Here is a 17,284-nt window from a genome sequence, read left to right on the forward strand (position 1 = left end):
GCGGACCGCACCGCCGCCCAGGATTGCCATGCATCATTCGACCCACGCACTGCTCACGCCTGTCCCAGGTATCGCCCGCCAGGTTCACAGCTTTCATTTCGGCCCGCAAGGTAGCCGCAAGGTCTACATCCAGGCCTCGCTGCACGCCGACGAACTGCCCGGCATGCTGGTGGCCTGGCATCTCAAGCAGCGCCTGGCCGAGCTCGAGCGCCAGGGCCGTCTGCAAGGCGAGATCGTGCTGGTGCCGATCGCCAACCCCGTGGGGCTCGAACAGGTGCTGCTGGATGCACCGCTGGGGCGTTTCGAGCTGCAGAGCGGCGAGAACTTCAACCGTCACTTCGTCGACCTGAGCGACAGCATCGGCGACCAGATCGAGGCGCACCTCACCCAGGACCCGGCCCACAACGTCACGCTGATCCGCGAGACCCTGCGCCTCGCGCTCGACGCCCACACCGCGCGCACGCCACTGCAATCGTTGCGCCTGGCTTTGCAACGCCTGGCATGCGAGGCCGACCTGGTACTCGACCTGCATTGCGACTACGAGGCGGTCGAGCACCTCTACACCACGCCCGAAGCCTGGCCGCGGGTCGAGCCGCTGGCCCGCTATCTGGGCGCCCAGGCGAGCCTGCTTGCCACCGACTCCGGCGGGCAGTCCTTCGACGAGTGTTTCACGTTGGTCTGGTGGCAGTTGCAGCAACGCTTCGCCAAGCGTTTTCCTGTTCCGTTGGGCAGCGTTTCAGTGACCGTCGAGCTGCGTGGTCAAGGCGATGTCAGCCATGAGCTGGCGAGAGGCGACTGCCAGGCGATCCTCGACTACCTCACGCACCAGGGGATGATCGAAGGCGAGGTTGCGCCCCTGCCCCAGCTGCCCTATCCCGCCACCCCGCTCGCGGCGGTCGAGCTGGTGGCGGCGCCGCTGGGCGGGCTGCTGGTGTTCCACGCCCATCCTGGGCAATACCTGCAGGCGGGCGAGCTGATCGCCGAAGTCATCGACCCGCTGAGCGATCAGGTCACCCCGCTGCGCAACGGCCAGGCGGGGTTGATGTACGCCCGCACGTCGCGGCGGATGGCCACGGCGGGCATGGTCATCGCCCATGTCGCAGGCGAGCAGGTATGCCGCAGCGGCTACCTGCTGGCGCCCTGAGTCACCGCGAGCCCGGTAAAACTAATGCGCGCGGCCAGAGGTCTGTGAAGACACACCCTTCACGCCGTGGCCGAATGCATGCCCTCACCCGCTGACCTTGCAGGTTCCTGGTTCGCCACGCGTGGCTGGACGCCCTTCGCCTTCCAGCGCCGTGTCTGGGCAGCCGTGGGCCGTGGCGAGTCAGGCATGCTGCATGCCAGCACCGGGGCGGGCAAGACCTACGCGGTCTGGCTTGCGGCCCTGCGCGCCCTGGCCCGGCCCGCGCCGCCTGTCACAGGCAAGCGCGCGCCACCGCCCGCGCCGCTGCAGGTGTTGTGGATTACCCCGATGCGTGCACTGGCTGCCGACACCGCCCGGGCCCTGCAGGCCCCAGTGGATGAACTGGGTCTGCCTTGGAGCATCGGCGTGCGCAGCGGCGACACCGGCAGCGCCGAGCGCGCACGCCAGGCCCGGCGCCTGCCCAGCGCACTGATCACCACCCCGGAAAGCCTGACCCTGCTGCTGACCCGTGAAAATGCCATCAGTGATTTTTCCAGCCTGCGCATGGTCGTGGTGGACGAATGGCATGAACTGCTCGGGAACAAGCGTGGCGTGCAGCTGCAACTGGCCCTGGCACGGCTGCGGCGCTGGCACCCGGGCCTGGTGGTATGGGGCCTTTCAGCAACGCTGGGCAACCTGCCCCATGCCCTTGAGGTGCTGCTGCCTGCAGGTGGCGAGTTGGTGGAGGGCCGCCAGGACAAGCGCATCGTCGTCGATACCTTGCTGCCCGCCGAGATCGAGCGATTTCCGTGGGCCGGCCACATGGGCCTGAGGATGCTCGATCAGGTCCGCGAGCAGATCGATGTCAGCCAGAGTTGCCTGGTCTTCACCAACACCCGTGCACAGGCCGAGTTGTGGTACCAGGCGCTGCTCGATGCCCGGCCCGACTGGGCGGGGCTGATCGCCCTGCACCATGCCTCGCTAGCACGCCATACCCGCGACTGGGTCGAGCGCAGTCTCAAGGAAGGTGCCTTGAAAGCGGTGATCTGTACCTCGAGCCTCGACCTGGGCGTGGACTTCCTTCCCGTGGAGCGTGTACTGCAGATCGGCTCGGCCAAAGGCATCGCCCGCCTGATGCAGCGCGCCGGCCGCTCGGGCCACGCCCCCGGCCGCCCATCACGTATCACCCTGGTGCCCACTCACAGCCTGGAGCTGGTCGAGGCGGCCGCAGCCCGGCACGCCCTGGCGGCCGGTCACATCGAGGCACGCCGCTCGCCGCAGCTGAGCATGGATGTGCTGGTACAGCATCTGGTGAGCATGGCGCTCGGGGCAGGCTTCCGTCCGGATGAGCTGCAGGCGGAAGTGCGTGCCACCTGGGCGTTCCGCGACCTGCGTGACAGCCAGTGGCAGTGGGCGCTGGATTTTGTCTGCCACGGCGGTAGTTCACTCACTGCTTATCCAGATTATCAGCGCGTCGAAGCGCACCCCGACGGAGTCTGGCGGGTGGCCAGCGAGCGTCTGGCACGACGTCATCGCATGGGCATTGGCACCATCGTCAGCGACGCCAGCATCCAGCTGAAGTACTGGAGCAAGGGCGGGGGCGGCAAGACACTGGGCAGTGTCGAGGAAGCTTTCATTTCACGTTTGCGCCCCGGGGATACCCTGGTGTTCGCGGGCCGGGTGCTGGAGTTGGTGCGGGTGGAAAACATGACGGCCTATGTGCGCCGCAGTACCGCCCGCAAGGCGGCAGTGGCGCGCTGGAATGGCGGGCGCATGCCGCTGTCCAGCGAGCTGGCCGACGCCCTGGTCGAGCAACTGGACGCTGCCGCCCACGGCCGTTTCGACGGCCCGGAACTGCGTGCGGTGCGTCCTTTGCTGAGCCTGCAGGCCGAGTGGTCGGCACTGCCGACCCAGACGAGCCTGCTGGCTGAGACCCTGAGCACCCGCCAGGGCTCGCACCTGTTTCTCTATCCCTTCGCCGGACGCATGGCCAACCTGGGGCTCGCCAACCTGATCGCCTGGCGTGTGAGCCGCCATCAACCCCTCAGCGTTTCGATCGCGGTCAATGACTATGGCTTCGAACTACTCAGCCCCAGCGAGGTGGACTGGGCCAATCACCTGCCCGCAGCCCTGGATCCGAACAACCTGCTGGAGGATGTGCTGGCCAGCCTGAACGCTGGCGAAATGGCCCTGCGCCGCTTTCGGGAGATCGCGCAGATTTCCGGGCTGGTGTTCGGCGGGTACCCGGCGGCGCAGAAGAGCATGCGGCAGATCCAGGCATCGAGTGGATTGTTCTATGAAGTATTCCGCAAACACGACGCGGGCAACCTGCTGCTAGGGCAGGCCCGTGACGAAGTGATGCGTGAAGAGCTGGAAATCGAGCGACTGCAAGCACAGCTCCACAAACTGGGCGCCCTGCGGCTCGACCTGCAACCCCTGCGCAGGCCGGGGCCGCTGGCGTTTGCCCTGCTGGTCGAGGGCATGCGCGAAACACTGACCACCGAGAAACTGGCCGACCGCATCGCGCGGATGGTGGCTGACCTGGAAAAAGCCGCGAGCAGAGGACTGTAGATGGAAGACTACCTGGCGGTGGAGCACTGCGGCGAAATCCTCTGGCTGCTGGGCGATCACGGGATCTACTGGCCATCGCACAAAGCACTGCTGCTGGCCGACGTGCACATCGGCAAGGCGGCCAGCTATCGGGCGTTGCATCAGCCTGTCCCGCGTGGCACCACCGAAGCGACCCTGGCACGGCTGGATGCGCTGCTGGCCGCCTATCCCAGCGAGCAGTTGATCGTGCTTGGGGACTTTCTGCATGCCCGCACGGCCCGGGCACCGGCTACCATGACACGCTTGCAGGGCTGGCGCGAAGGGCACCCTGGTTTGCGGATAGTGCTGATTCGAGGCAATCACGATCGCCATGCGGGCGACCCGCCTGAAAGCCTTGGGATGAAGGTAGTGGATGAGCCGCTGATGATGGGACCGTTTGCCCTGCAGCATGAGCCTGAGCCGCATGCAACGCATCCGGTACTGGCAGGACACGTGCATCCCGTGCATATCCTGCGGGGGCGGGGACGGCAGCGCCTGCGGCTGCCCTGCTACGTGCTGGACGAGCGGGTAAGCCTGCTACCGGCCTTCGGTGAATTCACCGGCGGCTGGAACGTCGACCCCTCGCCCGCAACCCGCTTGTATCTTGCGGGAGCCGGCAAGGTGTGGCGCGTGCGCGGGTAATCAGGCCACAGGGGCGGGTGGTGGCTCATCCGGCAGGGTCGGCTCTCCGGGCTCCATCGGCGGAGTATCCCCGGGCTGCGCAGGTTGAGGGGTATCCGGATCGGGCTGGCCGGGCACACCCCCTGCGTGCAGTGACACCTGCGGGTGCGCCAGAAGCGTCCACGCCAGCATCCCGATATGATTGGGCTGCAGCACGGCGAGCTTGGCGCTGATGACGGGATCGAGTTTCATAGGCTGCTCCTGGGCGTTGGATGGCACGCGTCATGCGCGCCGGCATACACCCTGTTGGAGTGCCAATGAGGAAACTAATTCCCGCGCTTCGTCGATTCAGGTGCGCGGCAGGGTCACGCCACGCTGCCCCTGGTACTTGCCGCCGCGGTCCTTATAGGAAACTTCACACTCCTCGTCGGACTCCAGGAACAGCATCTGGGCCACGCCTTCATTGGCATAGATCTTCGCTGGCAGCGTGGTGGTATTGGAGAATTCCAGGGTCACATGGCCTTCCCACTCCGGTTCCAGCGGCGTCACGTTGACGATGATGCCGCAACGGGCGTAGGTGCTCTTGCCCAGGCAGATCGTCAGCACATTGCGCGGAATGCGGAAGTACTCGACCGTCCTGGCCAGGGCGAAGGAGTTCGGCGGGATGATGCACACGTCGCTCTTCACGTCGACGAAGCTGCCGGCATCGAAGTTCTTCGGGTCGACGGTGGCCGAGTTGATGTTGGTGAACACCTTGAACTCGTCGGCGCAGCGCACATCGTAGCCGTAGCTGGACACGCCGAAGGAAATGACCCGGCTGTCGCTGTCGCCACGTACCTGACGCTCGACGAACGGTTCGATCATGCCGTGTTCCTGCGCCATGCGGCGAATCCACTTGTCCGATTTGATGCTCATGGCGGGTGTCCTGAAATAGCGGGATGAAAAAAGATGGGGCATCTTACCGGGCTCGGCTCCGGCTATAAAGTTCCATCGCCGGGCGGTGTCCTCAAATCCACGGCTGACGGGCCCTGCCGGCTCACCGGCAGCCGCCAGTCCGATTTCGCGCAAAGCGCTCGTTGGCCATTGGCAGGTTCTGGAAAGTGGGGTAAGGTGTCGTCACTGTGCTGCACGTGTCACCGAGAATATCTGTCAGATGCAAGATTACGATCGCCCATCCTCGAATTTTCCTGCTCTTTGCACTCAGTCTCGGCCAGGGCATTTCCTGCGCCGTTGTTAACTCAGTCCAAGGAGACTCACCATGTCCAATCGTCAAAACGGCACCGTCAAGTGGTTCAACGATGAAAAAGGCTACGGCTTCATCACCCCACAATCCGGTGACGACCTGTTCGTACACTTCAAAGCCATCCAAGCTGACGGCTTCAAGACCTTGAAAGAAGGCCAGGCTGTTACCTTCGTCGCTACCCGCGGCCAGAAAGGTATGCAGGCTGAAGAAGTGCAGCTGGGCTGATTTAGCCGCTAGCTGAAAAAACCCGCCAATTGGCGGGTTTTTTTATGCCTGTCCCTCAACGCGCGGCTGTTAGTCCTCGCTGATGGTGATGCTTGGCATGGCGGGCGCGGCAGCTTCCTGAAGCACAATGCGCGCACCGACCTGACGCGCCAGCTCCTGATACACCATCGCAATCTGACTTTCCGGCTCGGCGATCGCGGTGGGCTTGCCACTGTCGGCCTGTTCGCGGATCAGCATCGACAACGGCAACGAGGCCAGCAGCTCGACACCGTATTGCGTGGCCAGCTTCTCGCCGCCGCCCTCACCGAACAAGTGCTCGGCATGGCCGCAGTTCGAGCAGATGTGCACCGCCATGTTCTCGACCACGCCCAGCACCGGGATGTTGACCTTGCGGAACATCTCCACACCCTTCCTGGCATCCAGCAGCGCCAGGTCCTGAGGCGTGGTGACTATCACCGAACCGGCCACCGGCACCTTTTGCGCCAGCGTCAGCTGAATGTCGCCCGTACCCGGCGGCATGTCGATGACCAGGTAATCAAGGTCATCCCAGGCAGTCTGGGTAACCAGCTGCAGCAAGGCGCCAGATACCATCGGACCGCGCCACACCATCGGCGTGTTGTCGTCGGTCAGGAACGCCATGGACATGACTTCGACACCATGGGCCTTGATCGGCACGAACCACTTCTGCTCGCGGATCTGCGGCCGGGTGCCCTCGGCGATACCAAACATCACCCCTTGGCTCGGGCCATAGATGTCGGCGTCGAGAATGCCCACCCGGGCCCCTTCCCGTGCCAACGCCAGCGCCAGATTGGCAGCGGTGGTCGACTTGCCGACGCCGCCCTTGCCCGAGGCCACGGCGATGATGTTCTTGACGTTGGCCAGGCCGGGCACCTGGGCCTGGGCCTTGTGTGCGGCAATCACCGTGGTGATCTCGACGCGGGCGCCGGCGACGCCTTCGATTCCTTCGATGGCCGTTTGCAATACCTGGGCCCAGCCATTGCTGAACAGACCCGCGGCATAGCCCAGCTGCAGGCGTACAGTGACCTGCCCGCCCTGGATATCAATGGCCTGGACGCAACCGGCGCTGACTGGGTCCAGGTTCAGGTAAGGGTCATTGTACAGGCGAAGCACGGCTTCGACGGCGGCACGCGTGACGGCACTCATGGAGGCTCCCAATGTGAAGGCTGAGTGAAAAACAGGTGCCTATGCTAACCCGTCAACCGTCAGCAGATGCGTGCATGGGGTGAAATAAATCGCCTGGGCCTTTATAGTGGCCGATCACCCTTTCATCACCCAAGTAGCCGAAGATAGCCGAGCCAACATGTCCGAGCCCCGTCAGATTCTCGTTACCAGCGCCCTGCCCTATGCCAATGGTTCCATCCACCTGGGCCATATGCTCGAGTACATCCAGACTGACATGTGGGTACGCTTCCAGAAGCTGCGCGGCAACCAGTGCATCTATGTCTGCGCCGACGACGCCCACGGTTCGGCCATCATGCTGCGCGCCGAGAAGGAAGGCATCACGCCCGAGCAGCTGATCGCCAACGTGCAGACCGAGCACAGCGGCGATTTCGCCGACTTCTTGGTCGACTTCGACAACTTCCACTCGACCCATGCCGAAGAAAACCGCGAGTTGTCGAGCCTCATCTACCTGAAGCTGCGGGACGCCGGCCATATCGCCACCCGTTCGGTGACCCAGTACTTCGACCCGGACAAGAAGATGTTCCTGGCCGACCGGTTCATCAAGGGCACCTGCCCCAAGTGCGCCGCGGACGACCAGTATGGCGACAACTGCGAGAAATGCGGCGCAACCTATGAGCCGACCGAGCTGAAGAATCCCAAGTCGGCAATTTCCGGGGCGACCCCGGTGCTGCGCGACTCCCAGCACTTCTTCTTCAAGCTGCCTGACTTCCAGGCCATGCTGCAGGAGTGGACCCGCAGCGGCACCCTGCAGGACGCGGTAGCCAACAAGCTCGCCGAATGGCTCGATTCGGGCCTGCAGGAGTGGGACATCTCCCGCGATGCGCCGTACTTCGGCTTCGAGATCCCCGATGCGCCGGGCAAGTACTTCTATGTATGGCTCGATGCCCCGATCGGCTACATGGCCAGTTTCAAGAACCTCTGCGACCGTCGCCCCGAGCTGGATTTCGACGCATTCTGGAACAAGGACTCCAAGGCCGAGCTGTACCATTTCATCGGCAAGGACATCGTCAACTTCCACGCCCTGTTCTGGCCAGCGATGCTCGAAGGTGCCGGTTTCCGCAAGCCGACCGCAATCAATGTGCACGGCTACCTGACCGTCAACGGCGCCAAGATGTCCAAGTCGCGCGGCACCTTCATCAAGGCCCGCACCTACCTCGACCACCTGCAGCCCGAGTACCTGCGCTACTACTACGCGGCCAAGCTGGGCCGTGGCGTCGATGACCTGGACCTGAACCTGGACGACTTCGTGCAGAAGGTGAATTCCGATCTGGTCGGCAAAGTGGTCAACATCGCCAGCCGCTGTGCGGGCTTCATCCACAAGGGCAATGATGGCGTGATGGTCGAAGGCGACGCAGCGCCCGAGCTGACCGAAGCCTTCCTCGCTGCCGCTCCATCCATCGCCGAGGCCTACGAGGTTCGCGACTTTGCCCGCGCGATGCGCGAGATCATGGGCCTGGCCGACCGTGCCAACGCCTGGATCGCCGACAAGGCGCCGTGGTCGCTGGCCAAACAGGAAGGCAAGCAGGATGAGGTGCAGGCGATCTGCGCCCAGGGCGTCAACCTGTTCCGCCAGCTGGTGATCTTCCTCAAGCCGGTGCTGCCACTGCTGGCTGCCGATGCCGAGGCGTTCCTCAACGTCGCGCCGCTGACCTGGACCGATCACCTGAGCCGTCTTGAGAACCACAAGCTGAATCCCTTCAAGGCGCTGATGAGCCGCATCGAACCTGCCAAGGTCGAGGCCATGGTCGCGGCCAGCAAGGAAGACCTGGCCGCTGCCCAGGGTGACACCGCCCCTGTCGGCAATGGCGAGCTGGCCAAGGACCCGCTGTCGGCTGAAATCGAGTTCGATACCTTCGCCGCAGTTGACCTGCGCGTCGCCCTGATCCTCAAGGCCGAAGCTGTGGAAGGTGCAGACAAGCTGCTGCGCCTGACCCTGGACATCGGCGACGAGCAGCGCAATGTGTTCTCCGGCATCAAGTCCGCCTACCCCGAGCCGTCCCAGCTTGAGGGTCGCCTCACCATGATGGTGGCCAACCTGAAGCCGCGTAAGATGCGTTTTGGCGTGTCCGAAGGCATGGTCATGGCCGCAGGCCCCGGGGGTGAAGAGATCTATCTGCTGAGCCCGGACAGCGGCGCCAAGCCGGGCCAGCGCATCAAGTAAGTCCCCGCCCCGGCCAACCATGGCCGGGGCATCCCTCTCCTCGCTCGCTGACCTGACTCAATGAACGCTGCCAAACGCCTCGAAATCTTTCGCAGGCTGCATGAAGACAACCCCGATCCGAAGACCGAGCTGGCCTACACGACGACTTTCGAGCTGCTGATTGCCGTGATTCTTTCGGCCCAGGCGACCGATGTCGGCGTGAACAAGGCCACTGCCAGGCTGTACCCGGTGGCCAATACGCCGGAAGCGATCCTTGCCTTGGGCGTCGAGGGCTTGAGCACCTACATCAAGACCATCGGCCTCTACAACAGCAAGGCGAAGAACGTCATCGAGACCTGTCGCCTGCTGGTGGAGCAGCATGGCAGCGAGGTGCCCCAAAGCCGCGAGGCGCTCGAAGCCTTGCCTGGAGTTGGCCGCAAGACTGCCAATGTCGTGTTGAATACTGCATTTCGCCAGTTGGCGATGGCCGTCGACACGCATATCTTCCGCGTCAGCAACCGCACCGGCATCGCGCCCGGCAAGAACGTGCTGGAGGTGGAGAAGAAGCTGCTCAAGTTCGTCCCCAGGGATTACCTGCTCGACGCACACCACTGGCTGATCCTGCATGGCCGGTATGTGTGCCAGGCGCGCAAGCCTCGATGTGGCAGCTGCCGCATCGAAGACCTGTGCGAGTACAAGCATAAAACCTCCGACGATTGAGGTGATAGCCAGGATCCGCCCATCGCGATTGAAAAAATCTTTTTTACCCGCTTCGCATTTCTCGTTATAAGGTCGGCCAACGGCCCTGATGGCTTGGAGTGACTCATGAGCACCGATGAAAAAGAAGACCTGGCGATCGACGAAGATTTCACCAGCACCGATGACGACGAGCCTCGGGCGGAAACCGCCAAGACCAACCTCGACAAACGCCGCACCATCGACAATCTGCTGGAAGAGCGGCGGTTGAAGCGGCAATTGGCCGATTACGATTTTGATGTGTGATGTGTGATGTGCGCCCTTGAGCGTTCTGGCGCCTCTGGAACCAGCGCCGCCCGCGCGGCGCTCTTCCTACAGCGGCGCTCCAAAGCTCAAGGCTTGGACTGCGCAGTACTGCTCACGCGATCCCATGACGCTGGGCGAGCTCGATCAGGTCGACCAGCGACCGAGCATTGAGCTTTAGCAACAGGCGCGTCTTGTAAGTGCTCACCGTCTTGTTGCTGAGGTACATGCCTTCAGCTATCTCTTTGTTGGATTTGCCCTTTGCAAGCTGCTGCAGCACCATCATTTCCCTCCCTGACAGACGCCCGACCATTTCGGCCTCGCTGCCGCCGTTGAGGTTGGTTCGCACTTTGTGCAGTGCCTGGTTGGGAAAGTAGCTGTATCCCGACAACACAGCCTTGATCGCGCTGAGCAGTTCTGTCAGGTCCTGTTGCTTGCAGACGTAGCCCGCTGCTCCCGCCTGCATGCAGCGCATCGAAAAATGGCCGGCGGACTGGGACGTCAGCACCAGCACCTTGGTCTCGGGGTGGGCGGCTACCAGCCGTGAAACAACTTCCATGCCATCGAGCTTGGGTATGCCGATGTCGAGTATGACGATATCCGGACGGCCTTCCCGCGCCAGTTGCAGTGCATCCACACCATTGTCCGTTTCCGCCACGACCTCATAGCCATGCCGCTCCATCAGCATGCGTACGGCCAGACGAATAACCGGGTGATCATCCACGATCAACACTTTATTCATGGGATATCCAAAGTTTCGGTATTTTTCTAGTTTTGAAGTCGCACGATAGCCTAACAGGACACAGTCGAGGACCACGACCACCCTCACACTTACATGCAAGGAGAGAACCTACGCGATTAACGGAAACTTCCTACAAAGCGCATCATTCTGTAACGGTTGTCGATCAACTAGCATGAATCGACCACGCAGCAAAACTAGCACTACCCGTCAGTCGGCTCCCCCTCAATTCATCCGTTCGTAGTGCAGGAAATTTCTTTATTTAGGGATGGCAAGCATCATCCAATTGCACACCAACCGGAATTGATTCCGCATGGCGAAATGCCGCACGGTTCTGCACGTTGAACAGCCGTGCTAAAGGTGATCCACGCACCGAAAGGCAACCCAGAAATGAGCCGTGTAGAACCTACCAGTCCGCTGACCATAATCGCCATATTCGCCGGCATCATCGAAGCCTCGGCCCTGGCATCGTTACCTTTTCTGAGCGAGGGCAGCCAGACTATCTACACATGGTTTCTCGTGTGCTTCCCCTTTTTCCTGACAGTGCTGTTTTTCCTGACCCTCAACTTCAACTACAAATCACTGTATATCCCGGTAGCCAAAGCAGAGCCCACGCCTCCGCCAGCAGCGGTTGCCGAGGACGCGCCACCAGACCCGGGACGTGCACATGCGCTGCCCAGCCTGGCCGCACCCCGTGGCGGAGCGGCGCCGCCAGCAGAGGCCAAGGATGTAATCACCATCGCGCTGTCGGGCGATGACGCGCGGGCGGTCATCGAGAAGCAGCTCTCGCGCAGCATGGACCAGCAACCCGCCAAGGCATTCAGCTGGGTGATCTACAACCTGGACACGCAGACGTGCATCACCGTCAATGTGCGCCCCATGGAGGCGCACGAACCCGTTGCATGAGGGCAAGGAAGCTTTCCAGCGCCCATGAAAAAACCCGGCCAGGCCGGGTTTCTTGTACAGCGATCAAGCCTTACAGCAGCGAGCGGCCTTTGTTGGCGGCAATGCGCATGCGCAGGGCGTTGAGCTTGATGAAGCCAGCGGCATCAGCCTGGTTGTAGGCGCCGCCGTCTTCCTCGAAGGTCGCGATGTTGGCATCGAACAGCGAGTCATCCGACTGGCGGCCGACAACCATGACGTTACCTTTGTACAGCTTCAGGCGAACCACGCCATTCACGTTGACCTGGGAGGCGTCGATCATCTGCTGGAGCATCACGCGCTCCGGGCTCCACCAGTAGCCGGTGTAGATCAGGCTGGCGTACTTGGGCATCAACTCGTCTTTGAGGTGAGCGACTTCGCGGTCCAGGGTGATCGACTCGATGGCGCGGTGGGCCTTGAGCATGATGGTGCCGCCCGGGGTCTCGTAGCAGCCGCGGGACTTCATGCCGACGTAACGGTTCTCGACGATGTCCAGGCGACCGATGCCGTTGGCACCGCCGATCTGGTTCAGCTCGGCCAGTACGGTGGCTGGGGTCTTCTCGACGCCGTCGATGGCAACGATGTCACCATTGCGGTAGGTCAGCTCGATGTAGGTTGCCTTGTCCGGGGCGTTCTCTGGCGAGACGCTCCACTTCCACATGTCTTCCTCGTGCTCGGTCCAGGTATCTTCAAGGACACCGCCCTCGTAGGAGATGTGCAGCAGGTTGGCGTCCATCGAGTACGGCGATTTCTTCTTGCCGTGGCGCTCGATAGGGATGCCGTGCTTCTCGGCGTAGTCCATCAGCTTTTCGCGGGACAGCAGGTCCCACTCACGCCATGGAGCAATGACCTTGACGCCCGGCTTGAGCGCGTAGGCGCCCAGTTCGAAACGAACCTGGTCGTTGCCCTTGCCGGTAGCGCCGTGGGAAATGGCGTCGGCGCCAGTTTCATTGGCGATCTCGATCAGGCGCTTGGCGATCAGCGGACGGGCGATCGAAGTACCCAGCAGGTACTCGCCTTCGTAGACAGTGTTGGCGCGGAACATCGGGAATACGTAGTCACGCACGAACTCTTCGCGCAGGTCGTCGATGTAGATTTCCTTGACGCCCATGGCCTGTGCCTTGGCGCGGGCCGGCTCGACCTCCTCGCCTTGACCCAGGTCAGCGGTGAAAGTCACCACTTCGCAGTTGTAGGTATCCTGCAGCCACTTGAGAATCACCGAAGTATCAAGGCCGCCGGAATACGCCAGTACGACCTTTTTTACGTCCGCCATGCCATCACTCCACGCGTTGTACGGAAAGCCGTCGATTCTACCGCTCTTGCCGCAGAATTTACAGTGGGGCGACAGCTTGTGACGACAAAGCGACAAGAACTGTCGACAGCGCGACGAACGGCAGCGCTCAGGGCGTCTTCGTGACCGCGGCTGCCTGGGGCGCAGGCGGTGGAGCAGCGGGCGGCTGCGCCTCAGCCGGCTTCACATCTCCCGCAGCCCCGGCCTGCAGTGGCTGGGCAACCAAGGCTTCCCTCTCCAGGTGGATGTTGACCCGCCGGTTCCGCGCCCGGTTGGCGGGCGTGGTATTCCTGGCCAGCGGATACCGCTCGCCATGGAAGCGCACGATTATCTGCTCCTCCCGCACACCATGGGCCTTCAGGTATTCGAGGACAGCCAGTGCACGACGGCGCGACACGTCACGGTTGGTCAGACGGTTGCCGCTGTTGTCGGAATGGCCGTCGAGTTCGATGCGGTTGACCGTGGGATCAGCCTTCATGTAGTCGAGGATCAGGTCGAGCCGGGCCCGGGCACTGCCGTCCAATTCGATGCCGCCTCCGGGAAAGCCGACCAGAGTCTGGCGGATCTGGTCGTAGTTCATTGCCAGCAGCTTGCCGGCACATGCCTGATAGTCATCGAACGCCTTGCTGAAGCTCACCGGCAAGACACGTACTTCCATGACCCGGCCGCCCTCGCCGGTGTGATTGCGCACTACCGTGCTGCGGCCATCGAGCAGCCCGTTGATCAAGCGGCTGGCCTGGCCTTGTGAAGTAGTGAACAGCACTCCACTGCGCGCCAGGCGAACCGCGCCAAGATTGATGTCGCCCCGCCCTGGCTGCCAGGGGGCCGCTGCGGCGAGGAGGGTCGCGGTGCCGCCACCCAGCACGCTGCCGCTGGAACGCAGCTGAAAAGTCGCCTGTTCGCCGGCCCGGCGCACGAACTCGCCGCTGCCGAAACCGCTGATAGGCTGGATCAGCCGACACTCGAACTGATCGCCCTCGACTTTCCACTCGATGTTCTCCATGCGAGTCTGGAACGTCAGCGCCATGGCCGGCAGGCTGGCAAACATACTGAACAGGGCTAGATAACGCTGGCGCACGGTCGGCTCCACAGATTTTCACGGCATACCTGCAAGCTATCGGTCGGAACCTGCAAAACTTGATAGCCAGTGCTCGTCCCCGGCTTTTCCGGTAGCATTGATCCTTGAGTTCGACCCGCCTGGAAACCCCAATGTCCGATCGCCTGACCCTCCTGCGTCCCGATGACTGGCACATCCATCTTCGCGATGGCGCTGTCCTGCCACACACCGTCGGTGACGTGGCGCGCACCTTTGCCCGCGCCATCATCATGCCCAACCTGGTACCGCCGGTGCGCAACGCCGCCGAGGCTGGTGCCTACCGTGAGCGCATTCTTGCCGCACGCCCGGCAGGCAGCCGCTTCGAGCCGCTGATGGTGCTGTACCTCACCGACCGTACCCAGCCCGAGGAAATCCGCGCGGCCAAGGCCACCGGCTTCATCCACGCCGCCAAGCTCTACCCGGCAGGCGCCACGACCAACTCCGATTCCGGTGTCACCAGCGTCGACAAGATCTTCCCGGTGCTCGAAGCCATGGCCGAAGTGGGCATGCTGCTGCTGGTGCATGGTGAAGTGACACGTGGCGAGGTCGACGTATTCGATCGCGAGAAGCTGTTCATCGACGAGCACCTGCGCCGAGTCGTCGAGCGTTTCCCGACTCTCAAGGTGGTCTTCGAGCACATCACCACCGCTGATGCCGCGCAGTTCGTCCACGAAGCCCCAAGCAACGTCGCCGCGACCATCACCGCCCAGCACCTGCTGTACAACCGCAACCACATGCTGGTTGGCGGCATCCGCCCGCACTTCTACTGCCTGCCGATTCTCAAGCGCAACACTCACCAGGTGGCGTTGCTGGATGCGGCTACCAGTGGCAGCAGCAAGTTCTTCCTCGGTACCGACTCGGCGCCCCACGCCCGACACGCCAAGGAAGCCGCCTGCGGCTGTGCCGGCTGCTATACCGCCTACGCTGCCATCGAGATGTACGCCGAGGCGTTCGAGCAACGTGGTGCGCTGGACAAGCTTGAAGGCTTCGCCAGCCTGCACGGTCCCGCCTTCTATGGCCTGCCTGTGAATACCGACACCATTACCCTGGTCCGCGAAGAGTGGACCGCACCCGACAGCCTGCCCTTCGGTGAGCAGACAGTCGTTCCGCTGCGCGCCGGTGAAAAACTGCGCTGGCGCCTGCTGGAGGAAAACGTGTGAGCGAAGATCGCTATGATGACGACCAGGACGGTCAAGCGGGCGGCCCGCGTCACCCGATGGCCGAACGCTTTCGCGGTTACCTGCCGGTAGTGGTGGATGTCGAGACCGGCGGTTTCAACAGCGCGACCGACGCACTGCTGGAAATCGCCGCCGTCACCATCGGCATGGATGAAAAAGGCTTCCTGTTCCCTGAACACACCTACTTCTTCCGCGTCGAGCCGTTCGAAGGTGCCAACATCGAGCAGGCCGCCCTGGAGTTTACCGGGATCAAGCTGGACCACCCGCTGCGCATGGCGGTGAGCGAGGAATCAGCCCTGACCGACATCTTCCGAGGTGTGCGCAAGGCGCTGAAAGCCAATGGCTGCAAGCGGGCGATCCTGGTCGGACACAACAGCAGCTTCGACCTGGGGTTCCTGAACGCGGCTGTCGTGCGCAACGACCTCAAGCGCAACCCGTTCCACCCGTTCTCCAGTTTCGATACCGCGACCCTCGCTGGCCTCGCCTACGGCCAGACAGTACTGGCCCGTGCCTGCCAGAGCGCCGACATCGACTTCGATGGCCGTGAGGCTCACTCGGCCCGCTACGACACCGAGAAGACCGCCGAGCTGTTCTGCGGCATCGTCAACCGCTGGAAAGAGATGGGCGGCTGGCGCGACTTCAACGACTGAGTCGTGCTGTAATCGCCACGCATAAAAAAACCGGCCGTAATGGCCGGTTTTCTTATGCGTGGCGATTACAGCTTGCCAGCATTCTCGCTCAGGTAAGCAGCAACGCCTTCAGGCGATGCGGTCATGCCCTTGTCGCCTTTCTTCCAGTTGGCCGGGCAGACTTCGCCGTGCTCTTCGTGGAATTGCAGGGCATCGACCAGACGCAGCAGCTCGTCCATGTTGCGGCCCAGCGGCAGGTCGTTGACGATCTGCGAGCGGACTACGCCCTTGTCGTCGATCAGGAATGCGCCACGGAAGGCCACGCCGCCTTCGGACTCAACGTCGTAGGCCTTGCAGATCTCGTGGGAGATGTCAGCTGCCAGGGTGTACTTGACCTGGCCGATGCCGCCCTTCTCGACCGGGGTGTTGCGCCAGGCGTTGTGAGTGAAGTGCGAGTCGATCGAAACGCCGATCACTTCGACGTTGCGCGCCTGGAAGTCAGGGATGCGATTGTCCAGGGCGATCAGCTCGGACGGGCAGACGAAGGTGAAGTCCAGTGGATAGAAGAACACCAGGCCATATTTGCCCTTGATGGCCGAAGCCAGGTTGAAGCTGTCGACGATTTCGCCATTGCCGAGTACGGCGGCGACGGTGAAGTCCGGGGCTTGTTTACCAACGAGCACGCTCATTCGATATCTCCTGATGGTGTTGAAAAGGCGGCCCGAGCGACCTATGCCGCTCGGCGCACACAAAGGCCGGCCATCATACACCGCTTGAGGTGACAGGCCGAATGCAACCGCTGGTCGGCCGGCGCACAAAGCTCACGCCTGTGCTTTGACAAGCATTCTCATTACCATTAGTCTCCAGAACATCAAGCCGCAACCAGTGATGGTCAGACTTTATGTATGTGTGTCTTTGTGTTGGTGTAACCGACGGACAGATCCGCGATGCGATCTATGAAGGATGCTGCAGCTACAAGGAAGTTCGAGCCGCCACCCAGGTTGGCACCCAGTGTGGGAAATGTGCCTGCCTTGCCAAGGAAGTGGTACGTGAAACCCTCACCGAACTGCAGGCCAGCCAGGCTGCCCTGCCCTATCCCGTGGAATTTACCGCGGCGTAAAAGTGCCCAATTTCAAGAACCGGACTCAGTGTCCGGTTTTTTTATGCCTGTAATTCAAACAGTTAGGACTAAGACGCGGTTCAAAAACATTCTTATTCCGATTAATTTTCATTTATTATTCAATAACTTAGGTTTGACAGCAGAACTGCTCAAGCTCAAAATCCTGC

General features: G+C 62.2%; 18 protein-coding genes. 11 read left to right on the forward strand and 7 right to left on the reverse strand.

Annotation, left to right across the window (positions count from 1 at the left end; genetic code table 11):
- Nucleotides 1–28: 28 nt before the first annotated feature.
- From AC0ZZU_RS20575 to pdeM, 3 genes are all read left to right on the forward strand, one after another.
- Entirely contained in the window at nt 29–1,144 is a 1,116-nt protein-coding gene (locus AC0ZZU_RS20575) for a succinylglutamate desuccinylase/aspartoacylase family protein (protein WP_476343139.1), read from the forward strand.
- 78 nt (nt 1,145–1,222) lie between these two features.
- Nucleotides 1,223–3,694: a ligase-associated DNA damage response DEXH box helicase gene (locus AC0ZZU_RS20580; protein ID WP_476343140.1), complete on the forward strand. Its 2,472-nt coding sequence runs from the start codon at nt 1,223–1,225 to the stop codon at nt 3,692–3,694.
- Entirely contained in the window at nt 3,695–4,354 is a 660-nt protein-coding gene (gene pdeM, locus AC0ZZU_RS20585) for a ligase-associated DNA damage response endonuclease PdeM (protein WP_476343141.1), read from the forward strand.
- Here the strand turns inward: pdeM and AC0ZZU_RS20590 are convergent, their stop codons facing one another.
- Together AC0ZZU_RS20590 and dcd are read right to left on the reverse strand one after the other, a co-directional pair.
- Nucleotides 4,355–4,585 (reverse strand): hypothetical protein, encoded by a 231-nt coding sequence (locus AC0ZZU_RS20590; protein ID WP_324122522.1) that lies wholly within the window; start codon nt 4,583–4,585, stop codon nt 4,355–4,357. It abuts the gene before it with no gap.
- Nucleotides 4,586–4,681: 96 nt separating this feature from the next.
- On the reverse strand, nt 4,682–5,248 hold the full coding sequence (gene dcd, locus AC0ZZU_RS20595; RefSeq protein ID WP_158459780.1) for a dCTP deaminase: 567 nt from the start codon (nt 5,246–5,248) through the stop codon (nt 4,682–4,684).
- Between the two features lie 343 nt (nt 5,249–5,591).
- Here dcd and AC0ZZU_RS20600 point away from each other — a divergent pair, with 343 nt between their 5' ends.
- A complete protein-coding gene (locus AC0ZZU_RS20600; protein WP_101321828.1) occupies nt 5,592–5,801 on the forward strand; it encodes a cold-shock protein in 210 nt (69 codons plus the stop codon).
- Nucleotides 5,802–5,870: 69 nt separating this feature from the next.
- On the opposite strand, the gene apbC is transcribed toward AC0ZZU_RS20600, so the two are convergent.
- Complete coding sequence (gene apbC, locus AC0ZZU_RS20605) at nt 5,871–6,965, reverse strand: iron-sulfur cluster carrier protein ApbC (protein WP_476343142.1); 1,095 nt, start codon at nt 6,963–6,965, stop codon at nt 5,871–5,873.
- Nucleotides 6,966–7,122: 157 nt separating this feature from the next.
- On the opposite strand from apbC, the gene metG reads away from it, so the two are divergent.
- From metG to AC0ZZU_RS20620, 3 genes are all read left to right on the forward strand, one after another.
- Nucleotides 7,123–9,165, forward strand: a complete 2,043-nt coding sequence (gene metG, locus AC0ZZU_RS20610) for a methionine--tRNA ligase (RefSeq protein WP_476343143.1) — start codon at nt 7,123–7,125, stop codon at nt 9,163–9,165.
- Nucleotides 9,166–9,225: 60 nt separating this feature from the next.
- Nucleotides 9,226–9,864 (forward strand): endonuclease III, encoded by a 639-nt coding sequence (gene nth, locus AC0ZZU_RS20615; RefSeq protein WP_476343144.1) that lies wholly within the window; start codon nt 9,226–9,228, stop codon nt 9,862–9,864.
- A gap of 105 nt (nt 9,865–9,969) precedes the next feature.
- Nucleotides 9,970–10,146, forward strand: a complete 177-nt coding sequence (locus AC0ZZU_RS20620) for a PA3496 family putative envelope integrity protein (RefSeq protein WP_476343145.1) — start codon at nt 9,970–9,972, stop codon at nt 10,144–10,146.
- Between the two features lie 112 nt (nt 10,147–10,258).
- Here AC0ZZU_RS20620 and AC0ZZU_RS20625 read toward each other — a convergent pair whose 3' ends face one another.
- The gene (locus AC0ZZU_RS20625; RefSeq protein WP_476343146.1) at nt 10,259–10,885 is read right to left on the reverse strand and encodes a response regulator; all 627 of its coding nucleotides are present in this window, start codon (nt 10,883–10,885) and stop codon (nt 10,259–10,261) included.
- A gap of 387 nt (nt 10,886–11,272) precedes the next feature.
- Here AC0ZZU_RS20625 and AC0ZZU_RS20630 point away from each other — a divergent pair, with 387 nt between their 5' ends.
- Nucleotides 11,273–11,788 (forward strand): hypothetical protein, encoded by a 516-nt coding sequence (locus AC0ZZU_RS20630; protein ID WP_476343147.1) that lies wholly within the window; start codon nt 11,273–11,275, stop codon nt 11,786–11,788.
- Nucleotides 11,789–11,858: 70 nt separating this feature from the next.
- Here the strand turns inward: AC0ZZU_RS20630 and AC0ZZU_RS20635 are convergent, their stop codons facing one another.
- Entirely contained in the window at nt 11,859–13,076 is a 1,218-nt protein-coding gene (locus tag AC0ZZU_RS20635) for an argininosuccinate synthase (RefSeq protein ID WP_476343148.1), read from the reverse strand.
- A gap of 127 nt (nt 13,077–13,203) precedes the next feature.
- Nucleotides 13,204–14,172, reverse strand: a complete 969-nt coding sequence (locus AC0ZZU_RS20640; RefSeq protein ID WP_476343149.1) for a flagellar protein MotY — start codon at nt 14,170–14,172, stop codon at nt 13,204–13,206.
- Between the two features lie 131 nt (nt 14,173–14,303).
- Here AC0ZZU_RS20640 and pyrC point away from each other — a divergent pair, with 131 nt between their 5' ends.
- Entirely contained in the window at nt 14,304–15,350 is a 1,047-nt protein-coding gene (pyrC, locus tag AC0ZZU_RS20645; RefSeq protein ID WP_476343150.1) for a dihydroorotase, read from the forward strand.
- The gene (gene rnt / locus AC0ZZU_RS20650; RefSeq protein ID WP_476343151.1) at nt 15,347–16,018 is read left to right on the forward strand and encodes a ribonuclease T; all 672 of its coding nucleotides are present in this window, start codon (nt 15,347–15,349) and stop codon (nt 16,016–16,018) included. Before pyrC ends, rnt begins: the two co-directional genes overlap by 4 nt.
- Before the next feature lie 65 nt (nt 16,019–16,083).
- Here rnt and AC0ZZU_RS20655 read toward each other — a convergent pair whose 3' ends face one another.
- The gene (locus tag AC0ZZU_RS20655; protein ID WP_158459771.1) at nt 16,084–16,686 is read right to left on the reverse strand and encodes a peroxiredoxin; all 603 of its coding nucleotides are present in this window, start codon (nt 16,684–16,686) and stop codon (nt 16,084–16,086) included.
- 212 nt (nt 16,687–16,898) lie between these two features.
- Between AC0ZZU_RS20655 and AC0ZZU_RS20660 the strand changes: the two genes are divergently transcribed.
- Complete coding sequence (locus tag AC0ZZU_RS20660) at nt 16,899–17,117, forward strand: bacterioferritin-associated ferredoxin (RefSeq protein ID WP_476343152.1); 219 nt, start codon at nt 16,899–16,901, stop codon at nt 17,115–17,117.
- Nucleotides 17,118–17,284: the final 167 nt, after the last annotated feature.

The organism is Pseudomonas sp. JE3303 (genome assembly GCF_056312565.1).

What these genes read in the sequence shown, in the direction of transcription:
- AC0ZZU_RS20660 (WP_476343152.1), top strand. Translation starts at nt 16,899, where the DNA reads ATGTATGTGTGTCTTTGTGTTGGTGTAACCGACGGACAGATCCGCGAT.
- AC0ZZU_RS20620 (WP_476343145.1), top strand. Translation starts at nt 9,970, where the DNA reads ATGAGCACCGATGAAAAAGAAGACCTGGCGATCGACGAAGATTTCACC.
- AC0ZZU_RS20630 (WP_476343147.1), top strand. Translation starts at nt 11,273, where the DNA reads ATGAGCCGTGTAGAACCTACCAGTCCGCTGACCATAATCGCCATATTC.
- nth (WP_476343144.1), top strand. Translation starts at nt 9,226, where the DNA reads ATGAACGCTGCCAAACGCCTCGAAATCTTTCGCAGGCTGCATGAAGAC.
- pdeM (WP_476343141.1), top strand. Translation starts at nt 3,695, where the DNA reads ATGGAAGACTACCTGGCGGTGGAGCACTGCGGCGAAATCCTCTGGCTG.
- AC0ZZU_RS20655 (WP_158459771.1), bottom strand. Translation starts at nt 16,686, where the DNA reads ATGAGCGTGCTCGTTGGTAAACAAGCCCCGGACTTCACCGTCGCCGCC.
- AC0ZZU_RS20575 (WP_476343139.1), top strand. Translation starts at nt 29, where the DNA reads ATGCATCATTCGACCCACGCACTGCTCACGCCTGTCCCAGGTATCGCC.
- AC0ZZU_RS20580 (WP_476343140.1), top strand. Translation starts at nt 1,223, where the DNA reads ATGCCCTCACCCGCTGACCTTGCAGGTTCCTGGTTCGCCACGCGTGGC.
- apbC (WP_476343142.1), bottom strand. Translation starts at nt 6,965, where the DNA reads ATGAGTGCCGTCACGCGTGCCGCCGTCGAAGCCGTGCTTCGCCTGTAC.
- AC0ZZU_RS20625 (WP_476343146.1), bottom strand. Translation starts at nt 10,885, where the DNA reads ATGAATAAAGTGTTGATCGTGGATGATCACCCGGTTATTCGTCTGGCC.
- AC0ZZU_RS20590 (WP_324122522.1), bottom strand. Translation starts at nt 4,585, where the DNA reads ATGAAACTCGATCCCGTCATCAGCGCCAAGCTCGCCGTGCTGCAGCCC.
- AC0ZZU_RS20600 (WP_101321828.1), top strand. Translation starts at nt 5,592, where the DNA reads ATGTCCAATCGTCAAAACGGCACCGTCAAGTGGTTCAACGATGAAAAA.
- AC0ZZU_RS20635 (WP_476343148.1), bottom strand. Translation starts at nt 13,076, where the DNA reads ATGGCGGACGTAAAAAAGGTCGTACTGGCGTATTCCGGCGGCCTTGAT.
- dcd (WP_158459780.1), bottom strand. Translation starts at nt 5,248, where the DNA reads ATGAGCATCAAATCGGACAAGTGGATTCGCCGCATGGCGCAGGAACAC.
- pyrC (WP_476343150.1), top strand. Translation starts at nt 14,304, where the DNA reads ATGTCCGATCGCCTGACCCTCCTGCGTCCCGATGACTGGCACATCCAT.
- metG (WP_476343143.1), top strand. Translation starts at nt 7,123, where the DNA reads ATGTCCGAGCCCCGTCAGATTCTCGTTACCAGCGCCCTGCCCTATGCC.